13 protein-coding genes and 1 pseudogene are annotated in these 13,152 nt (G+C 68.1%); 8 read left to right on the top strand and 6 right to left on the bottom strand.

Features of this window, described 5'->3' with window-relative positions:
• Together QOD90_RS20295 and QOD90_RS20290 are read right to left on the bottom strand one after the other, a co-directional pair.
• On the bottom strand, window positions 1–1,244 hold a 1,244-nt coding region (locus QOD90_RS20295), incomplete at its 3' end, for a hypothetical protein (RefSeq protein ID WP_526352629.1).
• 164 nt (window positions 1,245–1,408) lie between these two features.
• Entirely contained in the window at window positions 1,409–2,239 is an 831-nt protein-coding gene (locus QOD90_RS20290; RefSeq protein WP_526352628.1) for a sulfurtransferase, read from the bottom strand.
• A gap of 18 nt (window positions 2,240–2,257) precedes the next feature.
• Between QOD90_RS20290 and bluB the strand changes: the two genes are divergently transcribed.
• From bluB to QOD90_RS20270, 4 genes are read left to right on the top strand one after another with little or no spacing between them, the layout of a single operon-like run.
• Entirely contained in the window at window positions 2,258–2,920 is a 663-nt protein-coding gene (gene bluB / locus QOD90_RS20285; RefSeq protein WP_526352627.1) for a 5,6-dimethylbenzimidazole synthase, read from the top strand.
• Between the two features lie 9 nt (window positions 2,921–2,929).
• Window positions 2,930–3,694 (top strand): LamB/YcsF family protein, encoded by a 765-nt coding sequence (locus QOD90_RS20280; RefSeq protein WP_526352626.1) that lies wholly within the window; start codon window positions 2,930–2,932, stop codon window positions 3,692–3,694.
• Window positions 3,694–4,614, top strand: coding sequence for an MBL fold metallo-hydrolase (locus tag QOD90_RS20275; protein ID WP_526352625.1), 921 nt, complete (start codon window positions 3,694–3,696; stop codon window positions 4,612–4,614). Before QOD90_RS20280 ends, QOD90_RS20275 begins: the two co-directional genes overlap by 1 nt.
• On the top strand, window positions 4,611–5,849 hold the full coding sequence (locus QOD90_RS20270) for an SLC13 family permease (protein WP_526352630.1): 1,239 nt from the start codon (window positions 4,611–4,613) through the stop codon (window positions 5,847–5,849). Before QOD90_RS20275 ends, QOD90_RS20270 begins: the two co-directional genes overlap by 4 nt.
• Here the strand turns inward: QOD90_RS20270 and rlmB are convergent.
• Genes rlmB through carD form a run of 4 tightly spaced genes read right to left on the bottom strand, consistent with a single transcriptional unit; the run spans window position 5,846 to window position 9,268 of the window.
• The gene (gene rlmB, locus QOD90_RS20265) at window positions 5,846–6,784 is read right to left on the bottom strand and encodes a 23S rRNA (guanosine(2251)-2'-O)-methyltransferase RlmB (protein WP_526352624.1); all 939 of its coding nucleotides are present in this window, start codon (window positions 6,782–6,784) and stop codon (window positions 5,846–5,848) included. The genes QOD90_RS20270 and rlmB overlap by 4 nt on opposite strands.
• Window positions 6,784–8,190, bottom strand: a complete 1,407-nt coding sequence (cysS, locus tag QOD90_RS20260; RefSeq protein ID WP_526352623.1) for a cysteine--tRNA ligase — start codon at window positions 8,188–8,190, stop codon at window positions 6,784–6,786. The genes rlmB and cysS overlap by 1 nt, the downstream gene beginning before the upstream one ends.
• A 29-nt stretch (window positions 8,191–8,219) precedes the next feature.
• A complete protein-coding gene (gene ispF / locus QOD90_RS20255; protein WP_526352622.1) occupies window positions 8,220–8,762 on the bottom strand; it encodes a 2-C-methyl-D-erythritol 2,4-cyclodiphosphate synthase in 543 nt (180 codons plus the stop codon).
• Between the two features lie 17 nt (window positions 8,763–8,779).
• Entirely contained in the window at window positions 8,780–9,268 is a 489-nt protein-coding gene (gene carD / locus QOD90_RS20250; RefSeq protein WP_526352621.1) for an RNA polymerase-binding transcription factor CarD, read from the bottom strand.
• 306 nt (window positions 9,269–9,574) lie between these two features.
• Between carD and QOD90_RS20245 the strand changes: the two genes are divergently transcribed.
• The 4 genes and pseudogenes from QOD90_RS20245 to QOD90_RS20230 all read left to right on the top strand — a co-directional run.
• On the top strand, window positions 9,575–10,168 hold the full coding sequence (locus tag QOD90_RS20245; protein WP_526352620.1) for a copper chaperone PCu(A)C domain-containing protein: 594 nt from the start codon (window positions 9,575–9,577) through the stop codon (window positions 10,166–10,168).
• Between the two features lie 47 nt (window positions 10,169–10,215).
• Entirely contained in the window at window positions 10,216–11,610 is a 1,395-nt protein-coding gene (radA, locus tag QOD90_RS20240; RefSeq protein WP_526352619.1) for a DNA repair protein RadA, read from the top strand.
• A gap of 8 nt (window positions 11,611–11,618) precedes the next feature.
• On the top strand, window positions 11,619–12,737 hold the full coding sequence (gene disA, locus QOD90_RS20235; protein ID WP_526352618.1) for a DNA integrity scanning diadenylate cyclase DisA: 1,119 nt from the start codon (window positions 11,619–11,621) through the stop codon (window positions 12,735–12,737).
• A 193-nt stretch (window positions 12,738–12,930) separates the two neighbouring features.
• Window positions 12,931–13,152 (top strand): annotated as a pseudogene (locus QOD90_RS20230) (HNH endonuclease signature motif containing protein); the annotation flags it as partial.

Here is a 13,152-nt window from a genome sequence, read left to right as displayed (position 1 = left end):
GAGAAGGTGGCGATGCCGCCGTCCTGACTGAGCTGGGCGGCCAGTCTGGCGGTCTGGTTGGGGGTGAACGTCCACTGCCCGGTCGTGCCGTTGACGGCGACGACGCCGAGCCGTCGGTCGACCTGCTCGACGAGCGCGTAGGTGAGCCCGGCCCGCTCGTCGGCCGTGACGTCGATGACGTTGACCCGGCCGGTGACTCGGCCCGTCACCCGGTCGATTCGATCGACGATCGCACCGGGTGGGTCCGCATTCGGGTCGGTGAGGACGCTCTCGGTGTGCCGCGGATAGGCGACCAGCGCCGGTCGCCCGTCCGTGGTCTCCCGCTCGAATTGCCTACGCGTCCAAGCGAGTAACGCCCAGAGGGTCGGTTGATTCACCGGGCTTCCTGGGAACGGCATGACGAACGGAGCCAACGCTGCCGCCAGGACGCCGGTGAAGATCGGCAGCGACTCGCGCGTGGACGCGTCCTCGCCGGGCGCGGTGGAGTCTCGTCGAACAGCCGTCGTGTTGACATCGGCCGCCATCGTTGACGTTTCGAGGCCGAGGACGGCGATCTGGATGCCACCGTGTGCCACCTCGGCGATGCCGGCGGCGCTGTCGGCCCGCAGCGACGCGGTCAACGACGGGATCTCGGAGATCTCCGACAAGACGAGGTGTTTCGGTTGACGGGCTTTGGTACCGACTGAGGTTGGGTCGCTCGCGAGCTTCACGGCGTCGTCGAGGGCGGCGATCTCGGCCTCGGTCGTGGTCGTGGTCGCGGCCGTGGTCGCGGCCGTGACCTCTGGGCTCGCCACCACACCCTGTTCTTCGGTGGGCGTAGTCGCCACCGCGGCGTCCTCAGCGGGGGCCGGTTCCGGCTCGGCCTGCGGGGTGTCAGCGGTGTCGTGTCCGTGGCCGCGTCCGCGCCCGTGCTCGTTCGCCGTCTGCGCGCCCCCCGAGCTGCGCACCACGACGCCCGGTGCCGGCTTGCTCGTCTTCTCCGTCGACCCGGTCGTTGCAGCCTGGCCGGGGTCCGACTGTTCGTCAGACCCCGACCTGGCAGCGACGGAGCCCGCCCCCGTGAGTGGTGTCGACCCCCCAGGCGACACCACTCCGAGCTCCGTCTTCGAGCCCGGGCCCCCCGGCACCGGACTCTCGACCTTCGACGCACCAGGCGACGGTTCGGCCGTTGGATCGGCTGCCGCGATGCCTGGATGGCTCATCGCCGCCACACCGAGGCCGAACGCAACGGCGAGAACTCCCACACGTCTGGTGTGCTTAGAAGTGCCCACCGCCAGTGCCCCTCGCCGTTGCCCCTTCTGACGTCGTCCTCATAAATGATGACTGGCGGTCGCCACCCGTCGCATCGGGGATTTCCCTATAGTTGGCGCCCGGCGACCCCATGCCCTCGAGGTAGGGGGTCCAGCCCTCAGCCGCCGGTGGCCACCGGGCGCGCGGTTTCCGCAGACCACTGCGACCACGACCCGGGAAAGAGCGCCGCGTCCACTCCGATCGCGGCCAATGCCGCGACCGCCACCGCAGCGGTGACCCCCGACCCGCAATACACGCCGTCGACGTCGCCAAGGACGTCGGCGAGGTCGGCATCCGAAACGAAGGCGCCATCGGCGTCGAGCAGCGAGGTACTCGGCACATTGGTGGCTCCTGGGATGTGACCGGCCACCGCATCGACGGGCTCGACGTCGCCACGGAACCGTTCCGGCGCCCGCGCGTCGATCAGCCGGGCACCGAGAGCCGCCGCATCGTCGGCGCGCAAGGTCGGCATGGCGCCCGCGTAGAGGTCGTCGTGAGTGACGATGACGTCGCCCGGATCGGCCGTGACGACACCCGCCTCCAATACCCCGCCTGCCGCAGTCCACGCGGCCAGTCCACCGTCGAGGATGCGAACGGCACGAAGACCGGCCGCCCTCAGCACCCACCAGGCCCGCGCCGAGCCCGCGCGATTCCAGTCGTCGTAGACCACCACGGTGGCGCCCTCGTCGATACCCCACCTCCGCGCGGCTGCCTGGACTGCGGGCCCGGACGGCAACGGGTGCCTGCCCCTGCCGGTCACGGCATGGTCGGTCAGGTCGTCCTCCAGGGACACGTACACCGCGCCGGGGACGTGGCCTGCCGCGTGGGCCGCGCGACCGTCGGGCTGCGTCAGCTGCCAGCGCACGTCAAGGACGGTCATGGGCGAGCCATCCGCGATGAGCTGAGCCAGTTCGGTTGCCGTGACCAGCACCTCGGTTCGCACGCCCATGAACGTACGCTGACCCGCGTGGGCGAGCACGCGTTCAGCGCGGACGAGAGGCGGGCCGTGTACCGGGTCATCGCGGAGCGTCGCGACATGCGCCGATTCGCGGCCGGTGCGGTGGTGCCCGACGACGTCTTGGCACGACTGCTGCAGGCAGCGCACTCCGCGCCAAGCGTCGGACTGATGCAGCCGTGGCGCTTCATCCGCATCACCGACGACGCGCTTCGGCGCCAGATCCACGGGCTGGTCTCCGAGGAGCGCCAGCAGACCGCACTCGCGCTGGGACCGCGTGGCGACGAGTTCCTTCGCCTGAAGGTGGAGGGCGTTCTCGAGTGCGCCGAGCTCTTCGTGGTCGCGCTCGGCGACGGTCGTGGCCAACACGTCTTCGGACGTCGCACCCTGCCGCAGATGGACCTGGCCTCGGTGTCGTGCGCCATCCAGAACTTGTGGCTCGCCGCGCGAGCGGAAGGCCTTGGCATGGGGTGGGTGTCGATCTTCGATCCGGCCCGCCTCGGCACGCTGCTCGGCATGCCGGACGACGCGGAGCCGGTCGCGATCCTGTGCCTCGGTCCAGTTCCCGAGTTCCCCGACCGGCCTGCGCTCGAGATCGATCGATGGACGCTCGGCAGGCCGCTGGCCGAGTTCGTCTCCGAGAACGGTTGGCCGGTCGCCCCGTGCCCGCCGTAGGCTACCGACGTGTCCCCGGTGACCGTTGACCTCAACGCCGACCTTGGTGAAGGCTTCGGGGTGTGGCGACTCGGGGACGACGACGCCATGCTCGACGTCGTCACCAGCGCCAACGTGGCGTGCGGCTTCCATGCGGGCGACCCGGCCGGCCTGGCGCGCGTGTGCCGGTCAGCGGCGCAGCGCGGAGTCCGCATCGGAGCACAGGTGAGCTACCGCGACCTGGTGGGCTTCGGCAGGCGCTACATCGACATGACATCGGAGGATCTCACCGCCGACGTGATGTATCAGATCGGCGGACTGCAGGCCCTTGCCGCCGCAGCAGGTTCGACGGTCAGCTACGTGAAACCCCATGGCGCGCTGTACAACACAATCGTCACCGACCACCGCCAGGCCGTCGCCGTCGCGGAGGCAGTGCATGCCGTCGACCCGCGGCTACCCGTGCTCGGACTGGCGGGTTCGGCGTTCTTCACCGCAGCAAGCGACCTCGGCCTGCGTACCGTGCCCGAGGCATTCGCCGACCGGGCGTACCGGCCCGACGGCCAACTGGTCTCACGACGCGAACCCAACGCCGTCCTTGGCGACGCCGACGAGGTCACCGAACGGGTCGCCTCGATGGTGGGCCGCGGCACGGTCCGCGCCGTCGACGGAACGACCATTCCGATCGCCGTGGAATCAGTTTGTGTGCATGGAGATTCACCAGGGGCAGTGGGCATCGCCACGGCCGTCCGTGATCGGCTGACCGCCGACGGCATCGCACTGAGGGCGTTCACCTGATGCGATGGAAACTCGGACGCCCAGACCTCGACGACTATCGCGGCTTCTTCGACCAACCCGCAGCGACGCAGGGATCCCCGCTGAGCGTGACGTGGGCGGGTGTCACCACGTTGTTGATCGACGACGGTGAATCCGCTCTCATGACGGACGGATTCTTCTCCCGCCCAAGCCTGCTCTCCGTCGGCACGCGCAAGCTCACCCCGTCGCTGCCCCGCATCGAGGGCTGCCTGACCCGCCTCGGCGTCGAACGCCTCGACGCCGTCATGCCGGTTCACACCCACTTCGACCATGCCATGGACTCCGCGTTGGTCGCGAAGCAAACGGGCGCGAAGGTGGTCGGCGGGACGTCGGCCGCCCACCTTGGCCGCGGCGCCGGACTGCCCGACGACCGCCTGCTCGTCGTCACACCAGGGGAACCAGTGTCGTTGGGAGCCTTTGACGTAACCCTGTTCGTCGGCGACCATTGCCCACCCGACCGTTTCCCGGGTGTCATCACCGCGCCCGTCATCCCGCCGGTGAGGGCCTCGGCGTACAGGTGCGGCGAGTCGTGGTCGACGCTGATTCGTCACCGCCCGTCCGAACGGCGACTGCTCGTCGTCGGCAGCGCAGGCTTCGTTCCCGGTGCCCTGCATGGGCAGCGAGCCGACGTCGTGTACCTCGGTATCGGGCAACTGGGTCTGCAACCGGAGCGCTACATCGTCGACTACTGGGACGAGGCGGTGCGCGCGGTGGGCGCCACGCGGGTCGTCCTGATCCACTGGGATGACTTCTTCCGTCCGCTGCACGACCCGCTGCGCGCACTGCCGTACGCGGGTGACGACCTGGACGTTTCGATGCGGGTGCTGGCCAGACTGGCAGCAGAAGACGGTCTACCCCTTCATCTTCCGACGGCATGGGAGCGCGCTGACCCGTGGAGTTGACGCTGGCGCTCGCTGCGCTGGCCGTCGTACTGGCATTCGCCATGTTCCGGCCGAAGGGCTTGCCGGAGGCCGTGGCGGCAGTACCGGCCGCCGGCCTGTTGATCGCACTCGGAGTCGTATCGCTCGACGACGCCGTCGCCGAGATCAAGGAGCTGCTGCCGGTCGTCGGCTTCCTCGCAGCGGTATTGGTGCTGGCGAAGCTGTGCGACGACGAGGGCCTGTTCCACGCGGCGGGCGTGGCGATGGCCCGTCGAAGCGCAGGAGAACCGCACCGACTGATGGGTACGGTCTTCGCGATCGCCGCCACCACGACGGCGGTGCTGAGCCTCGATGCCACCGTCGTCCTCTTGACCCCCGTGGTCATGGCAACCGCACGGACGCTTGGCATTCCGTCCCGGCCGCACGCGTACGCCACCGCGCACCTCGCCAACACCGCGTCCCTGTTGCTGCCGGTGTCCAATCTGACGAACCTGCTCGCCTTCTCAGCCGCGGGACTGACCTTCGCCCACTTCAGCGCCGTCATGGCGTTGCCCTGGTTGCTCGCGATCGCCGCCGAGTACGTTCTGCTGCGCTGGTTCTTCCGCCGCGAGCTGACCGTGCGACCGGAAGAGCAGGCGACCCCGCCGCCCGCGGAGATGCCAACCTTCGTGCTCGTCGTGCTGGCCCTGACACTCGTCGGCTTCGCAGTCACGTCGCTTCTGGACACGTCGCCAGCGTGGGCGGCACTCGCCGGAGCCGCCGTGCTCGGCGTTCGCGGGCTGATTCGCCGGCGCAGCACCGTGACTGGCATCGCAAAGGCCGCGAGCGTGCCCTTCCTGGCGTTCGTGTTGTGTCTCGGCGTCGTGGTGACCGCCGTGATGAAACACGGACTCGACGACGCGATGCGGCACGTGCTGCCCACCGGAACGACGTTGCCCGCACTGCTCGGCATCGCGGTCGCCGCCGCGCTGTTGTCCAACGTCGTCAACAATCTTCCTGCGGTCCTGGTGCTGCTACCACTGGTCGCTGGGATGGGCCCCGCCGCGGTGCTGGCCGTGTTGATCGGGGTGAACGTCGGACCCAACCTGACCTATCCCGGTTCGCTATCGAACCTGTTGTGGCGCAACGTGGTTCAACGTGATCGCCTCCCCGCTGGATTCGTTGAGTTCAGCCTCGTCGGGCTGCTCACCGTGCCCGTTACGCTCTGTGTCGGAGTCCTCGGGCTGTGGGCCGGAATCGAGTTGTTCGGGGTCTAGCGCCGCTGCCTGGCGATCTCGGCCAGCACCACGCCCGCTGCGACGGACGCATTGAGCGACTCCGTCGGCCCGGCCATCGGGATGGACACGACGGCGTCGCAGTTCTCCCTGACCAGCCGCGAGAGGCCCTTGCCCTCGGAGCCGACGACGACGACCATCGGTCCGCTGCAATCGAGTTCGTCGAGTTGGGTGTCACCGCCCGCATCGAGACCGACCACCAGTAGACCCTCGTCGGCCCAGCTCTTCAGCGTCCTGGGCAGGTTGGTCGCCCGCCCGACGCGAAGCCGCGCCGCGGCGCCCGCACTGGTGCGCCACGCCACCGCGGTCACCGACGCGGAACGGCGCTGCGGGATCAGCACGCCGTGGCCGCCGAACGCCGACACCGACCGGACGATCGCGCCCAGGTTGCGGGGGTCGGAGATGTTGTCCAACGCCACCAGCAGAGCCGGCGTGGAATCGGCGGTCGCCGCCCGCAGCAGATCGTCGGGATGTGCGTAGGTGTACGGCGGCACCTGCAGCGCGATGCCCTGGTGCAGGCCGTTGGAGCTGAGGCGGTCCAGATCGTGCTTCTGCACCTCGAGTATCGAGATGCCCTTGTCGGCGGCCCTCTGCACGGATTCGGTGAGGCGCTCGTCGGCTTCGGTTCCGAGGACCACCCAGAGGGCGGTGGCGGGCACTCCGGCGCGGAGGCACTCGAGGACCGGGTTCCGGCCGAGCACGACCTCGGTCTCGTCGGTCTTCTTGTGGCGCCCCTGGTCCTTGCGGGCCGCGGTGGCGGCCCGCTTGCCCGCGGGGTGGTGGGGCCGTGCGCTCGCGGGCGGGGTGGCGCCCTTGGCCTCGAGCCCGCGACGACGCACGCCGCCGGAACCGATCGTCGGCCCCTTCTTGGTGCCTGCCTTGCGCACCGCGCCGCGCCGTTGGGAATTTCCTGCCATTACTTGCTGCTCCCGTCGACGAGCGTCCACTGCGGTCCGTCGGCGGTGTCGGTGACGTCGATCCCCGCTGCCTTGAGTCGATCACGAATCTCGTCGGCCTTGGCCCAGTCTCGCTGTTCGCGGGCCTCCGCGCGACCCGCCAGGGCCCACTGCACCAACTCGTCGATCGCCGCGAGCGCCGCCGATGTCTCGTCGCGCGATTCCCAACGTTCGTCGAGCGGGTCGCAGCCGAGGATGCCCATCATCGCCCTGATCGACGCCGCATGCGTCATCGCGGTTTCGTGATCGCCTGCGTCCAAGGCGCGGTTGCCCTCCGCACGAGCGGCATGCACCTCGGCGAGCGCGGCGGGAACGGCCAGGTCGTCGTCGAGCGCGGCGCCGAACTTCTCGGTCCACTCACCGGGGACGACGGCGCCCACCCGGCTGCGCACGCGATGGAGGAACTCTTCGATGCCGGTGTAGGCCTTAACGGCGTCCTGCAGCGCGGTCTCGGAGAACTCGAGCATCGAGCGGTAGTGTGCGCTGCCCAGATAGTAGCGAAGCTCGGCCGCCCGAACCCGTTGCAGCACTGCGGGAATCGCGAGCACGTTGCCAAGTGACTTGCTCATCTTCTCGCCACCCATGGTGACCCAGCCGTTGTGCATCCAGTACTGCGCGAAGCCGTCGCCGGCCGCCCGCGCCTGGGCAATCTCGTTCTCGTGGTGCGGGAAGACGAGGTCCATTCCGCCGGCGTGGATGTCGAACGCCGAACCGAGATACGTCTCGCACATCGCGACGCACTCGGTGTGCCAACCGGGGCGACCGGGACCCCACGGCGTCGGCCATGACGGTTCCCCAGGCTTGGCGCCCTTCCACAGCGTGAAGTCGCGCGGGTCGCGCTTGCCCGTCGCGACGCCCTCACCCTGGTGCACGTCATCGATTCGATGTCCGGACAACTGGCCGTAGTCGGGATAGCTCAGGACGTCGAAGTAGACGTCACCGCCACCGGCGTAGGCATGTCCGTCGGCCAGCAGACGCTCGATGAGCTCGACCATCTGGGTGATGTGGCCGGTGGCGCGGGGTTCGGCCGACGGGGGCAGCACGCCGAGAGCGTCGTACGCCGCGGTGAATGCCCGCTCGTAGGTGGCCGCCCACTCCCACCACGGCCGGCCCGCGTCGGCAGCCTTGTTGAGGATCTTGTCGTCGACGTCGGTGACGTTGCGGATGAAGGCGACGTCGAAACCCTTCGCCGTGAGCCAGCGGCGCAACACGTCGAAGGCCACCCCGCTGCGGACATGGCCGATGTGGGGCAGTCCCTGGACGGTGGCGCCACAGAGGTAGATGGAGGCCTGCCCGTCGCGCAGCGGCACGAAGTTGCGCACGACACCCGTCATGGTGTCGTGAAGTCGCAGGGGCTGATCGGTCACGACGGGCCAGCTTACCGGCCCATCAGGCCTCAATCGTCCACACTGCGTGTCTGCTCCTCGCGCAAGCGCTCGTCGGCGCTCGTCTGCTCCTCGCGCAAGCGCTCGTCGGCGAACACCAGCGCGGTCGCAATCGCGGCCAGGCCTTCTCCACGACCGGTTAGGCCGAGTCCGTCGGTGGTGGTCGCGGACACCGATACGGGCGCATCCAGGAGTTCGGACAGCAACTGCTGCGCCTCGGCACGGCGCGGGCCCACCTTCGGCCTGTTGCCGATCACCTGAACGGCGGCGTTTCCGACCCGGAAACCCGCGGCGCGCAGCAACTCGTGGACGTGGCGCAGCATGTCGGCGCCACCAACACCGCGCCACTCGGGGCGGTCAGTACCGAAAACGGAACCCAGATCGCCGAGCCCGGCTGCGCTCAGCAGAGCGTCGCACAGCGCATGCGCTGCGACGTCTCCGTCGGAGTGCCCAGCGCAGCCGTCGGCCTCGTCGAACAAGAGGCAGAGCAGCCAGCAGGGCCGCCCGGCTTGAATCGGGTGTACATCGGTGCCCAAACCGATTCTCGGCACCATCTAGAGCGCCAGGAACGTCAGGAAGCGGCGGCCAGAACCTCGTCGAGGATGGTCTCGGCCTTCTCCTCGTCGGTGTTCTCGGCCAATGCCAGTTCACCAACGAGAATCTGCCGGGCCTTGGCCAGCATGCGCTTCTCGCCTGCGGACAGCCCGCGCTCCTGATCGCGGCGCCACAGGTCGCGAACGACCTCGGCCACCTTGTTCACGTCACCGGATGCCAACTTCTCCAGGTTCGCCTTGTACCGACGCGACCAGTTGGTCGGCTCCTCGGTGTGCGGGGCGCGCAGAACCTGGAAGACCTTGTCGAGACCCTCCTGACCCACTACGTCACGAACGCCGACATACTCGGCATTGTCTGACGGAACTCGAACGGTGAGATCACCTTGGGCGACCTTCAGAACGAGATATTCCTTCACCTCGCCCTTGATGGTCCGGGTTTCGATCGCCTCGATCAGCGCCGCGCCGTGATGTGGATAGACAACGGTGTCTCCGACCTTGAAAATCATCAGATTAGAGCCCCTTTCACAACCCAATGTTAGCACGGAGCTAAGACACGTGTTGCGCAACGATGCAGGTCAGGGGCACTACGGGTGAAGACTAGGGGTTGACAGGGTGACGAATCCATGCAACGCGCAGGCCATTCGGCAAACAGCAAGCGCCTGATCCGGGAGCCCCGTCGGCCGGTCGGGACGAGTGACATCGGGCTACTCGGCCGCCCTCGGCTTCCCCCACTTCACGCCACCTACTACTCTCCATAGTCGACACACGGGATGCACGTCACGGTCGTCCCGTCGCCCGAGCAGGAGGCTTGAGTGACGCTCTTGAAATCACGGACTTCCGCCGTCGCACTGGCCGCTTGCGGCCTGTCCGCCGTCTTTGCCCTATCCGGTTGCAGTGCCGGCCAGATCGCCCAGAGCTCAACCCAGCAGCCCGCCGTGAACGGCACCCTCACCTGGGTTGGCGATCCCACTTCGGGCATCGCGCTCCGCAATCTGCACCTGCGCGCCCCCCAAACCTCCGACTACGTACAGCCCGGCGGCGATGTCGAGCTGCTGTTCGTGGCCGTCAACGAGTCGGCCGAGAAGCCCGACCGCCTGGTCTCGATCACGTCCAATGTCGGGACAGTGAGCCTCACCGGCGACCTCCGGGTGCCTGCGGGCGGGACCCTGATCGTCGGGACTCCGGACGGGACGCCTAGCCCGCTGGGTGCCACCGAGGGCGCCGACACGGTCGAGGCCACCGTTGCGCTCAGAGAGCCGATCAGCAACGGGCTGAACTACCCCTTCACCTTCACCTTCGAGCGTTCCGGTCAGAAGGAGATCTCCATCCCCATCTCTGCGGGCGAAGCGCCGCGTCGCGAGGCAGAGGTCGAGGCGGGCGCCGAAACCGACACGGGCGGTCACTAACCGTCTGCTGCCGCCGTTCTGTCGGTCCTGACCGATACCGTCGGCACGTGGCAAAGGCTGGCTCCAAGGCGCGTTCGCAACACCGCTGTTCCGAGTGCCAACACGTCATGGCGAAGTGGGTCGGCCGATGTCCGGACTGCGGCAGCTGGGGCACTGTCGACGAGATCGCGGTCCTCACCTCCATCTCCGGTTCCGCCGCGGGTCGCGCCGTCGCTCCGAGTTCGCCCGCGGTTCCCATCAGCTCGATCGATCCGGGCTCGACCAGACACTTCCGCACCGGAGTCAGCGAACTCGACCGCGTGCTCGGCGGAGGCCTCGTCCCTGGCTCGGTGACGCTTCTGGCCGGTGATCCGGGGGTCGGCAAGTCGACCCTGCTGCTCGAGGTCGTGCATCGCTGGGCCGAAGCCGGTCGGCGCGCGCTGTACCTCTCGGGTGAGGAGTCGGCGGGTCAGATCCGGATGCGGGCCGAACGCATCGGCTGCACTCACGACGAGGTGTTCCTCGCGGCCGAGTCCGACCTGCAGACCGCGCTCGGTCACATCGACCAGGTGCAGCCGACGCTCATCGTCGTGGACTCGGTGCAGACCATGTCGACGACGGAGGTCGACGGTGTCACCGGCGGTGTCACGCAGGTGCGCGCAGTGACCACCGCCCTGACCACGGCCGCCAAGACCACCGGCGTGGCGATCATCCTCGTCGGCCACGTGACCAAGGACGGCGCCATCGCGGGGCCGCGTTCCCTCGAGCACCTCGTCGACGTCGTTCTGCACTTCGAGGGTGACCGCACCTCCGCGCTGCGAATGGTGCGCGGCGTCAAGAACCGGTTCGGCGCTGCCGATGAAGTCGGCTGTTTCCTGTTGCACGACAACGGAATCGAGTGCGTCGCCGATCCGTCCGGCCTGTTCCTGGATCAGCGACCGCAACCCGTGTCGGGCACCTCGGTGACGGTGACCCTCGACGGCAAGAGGCCGCTCATCGGCGAGGTTCAGGCCCTCATCGGTTCGGCGACCGCGTCCTCCCCGCGTCGGGCGGTCAGCGGCATCGACTCGGCCAGGGCGGCCATGATCACCGCCGTTCTGGAGAAGCGGGCACACCTCAACGTCGGCCAGAACGACATCTACCTTTCGACGGTCGGTGGCATGCGGCTCACAGATCCGTCATCGGATCTCGCGGTCGCGCTGGCGATCGCGTCGGCCTACGCCGACATACCGATGCCGACCACCGTGGTGGCCATCGGCGAGGTCGGGCTCGCGGGCGACCTTCGCCGGGTGACGGGCATGGACCGCCGGCTTGCCGAAGCGGCCCGGCTGGGGTTCACCTGCGCGGTCATACCGCCCGGAGTGAAGGACGTTCCCGCTGGTCTGACCGTCATGCCGGCAGACAACATCTCGGGGGCATTGCGGGTGCTCAGGACTATCGCGGACAATGGCGGCCGGAACTAGGAGGGGTGATGGCCGTTAAGGCTGCCAGAACAGGGCGTGACAACGTCGTGCAGCTCGCTCGACCGACGCTGCGGGAGACCCTCGGGCGGCTTGCACCGGGCACCGCCCTCCGCGACGGCCTCGAGCGAATTCTGCGCGGACGCACTGGTGCGCTGATCGTCCTCGGCTACGACGACACGGTCGGCGCCATCTGCGACGGCGGGTTCGCCCTCGACGTCGCCTACGCACCGACCCGGCTTCGTGAATTGTCCAAGATGGACGGCGCGGTCGTGTTGTCCAGTGACGGCACCCGCATCCTGCGCGCCAACGTCCAACTCGTTCCCGACTCGTCGATTCCGACCGAGGAGTCGGGCACCCGGCATCGGTCCGCCGAGCGCACCGCAGTGCAGACCGGTTATCCCGTTGTGTCCGTCAGCCATTCGATGAGCATCGTCACCGTGTACGTCGCGGGCGAGCGGCACGTGGTGCCCGACTCCGCGACTCTTCTGTCGCGCGCGAATCAGACCATCGCCACGCTCGAGCGTTACAAGGCCCGTCTCGACGAGGTCAATCGGCAACTGTCGACGGCCGAGATCGAAGACTTCGTCACGCTGCGCGACGTGATGACGGTGGCACAGCGACTGGAGATGGTGCGTCGCATTAGCCTCGAGATCGACGCCGACGTCGTCGAACTCGGCACCAATGGACGCCAGCTCAAACTGCAACTCGAAGAGCTGGTCGGCGACAACGACACCGCCCGTGAACTGATTGCGCGCGACTATCACGCCAACCCCGATCCGCCCTCGACCGCGCAGGTGCTGGCCACGCTGGACGAACTCGACACCCTCAGCGACAACGAACTCCTCGACTTCACTGCCCTGGCAAGGGTTTTCGGCTACCCCTCGACGCTAGAGGCGCAGGACTCCGCGATGAGCTCACGCGGCTACCGCGCGATGGCCGGCATTCCGCGTCTGCAGTTCGCACACGTCGACTTGCTGGTCCGGTCCTTCGGTTCGCTGCAGGGCGTGCTTGCCGCAAGCGCCAACGATCTGCAGTCCGTGGACGGCATCGGATCGATGTGGGCCCGCCACATCCGCGAGGGGCTGTCCCAACTGGCCGAGTCGACGATCGCGGATCAGCTGGCCTGAGGCTCGTAACGCTTCCACAGAGCGACGCCTCTCGGTGTCGTCAACTTCTTCGCTCGCCATCTTGGTTAGCGGAATAGCATGTGGCTCCGACATTCTCGGTATCTGATGGTGTGGTTGTCCACAGTCGGCGATTCATCCACAACTTGGCTTCCCGGGGTCGTTCCGTGTCGGTGTTAGCACATATGTTCGAAGCATGTTCGATCAATTGGTGGCAGGCACCACCGGCACCCACGGCGCCGGGGCAGTCGACGCCTGGACCCGAGTGGAGTCCGCGGCGTGCGCCCGCCGGCTGGTCGCGATGGTCACCATGCTCGACACCGCCTACGCCGCCTCCGGCTCAGCGGAACACGACCAATGGTGCCTGGACAACTGGGCCGCGGTCTGCGCCCACATCGGCGCCGCCCAACGCATCACC

This window comes from Mycobacterium sp. (genome assembly GCF_032161845.1).
GTDB lineage: Bacteria > Actinomycetota > Actinomycetes > Mycobacteriales > Mycobacteriaceae > Mycobacterium.
Note: the sequence above shows the minus strand (reverse complement) of the source record. Positions and strands in the feature narration are given on the sequence as shown.

What these genes read in the sequence shown, in the direction of transcription:
- rlmB (WP_526352624.1), bottom strand. Translation starts at nt 6,784, where the DNA reads ATGGCAGGAAATTCCCAACGGCGCGGCGCGGTGCGCAAGGCAGGCACC.
- ispF (WP_526352622.1), bottom strand. Translation starts at nt 8,762, where the DNA reads ATGGTGCCGAGAATCGGTTTGGGCACCGATGTACACCCGATTCAAGCC.
- QOD90_RS20290 (WP_526352628.1), bottom strand. Translation starts at nt 2,239, where the DNA reads ATGGGCGTGCGAACCGAGGTGCTGGTCACGGCAACCGAACTGGCTCAG.
- disA (WP_526352618.1), top strand. Translation starts at nt 11,619, where the DNA reads ATGGCCGTTAAGGCTGCCAGAACAGGGCGTGACAACGTCGTGCAGCTC.
- QOD90_RS20275 (WP_526352625.1), top strand. Translation starts at nt 3,694, where the DNA reads ATGCGATGGAAACTCGGACGCCCAGACCTCGACGACTATCGCGGCTTC.
- carD (WP_526352621.1), bottom strand. Translation starts at nt 9,268, where the DNA reads ATGATTTTCAAGGTCGGAGACACCGTTGTCTATCCACATCACGGCGCG.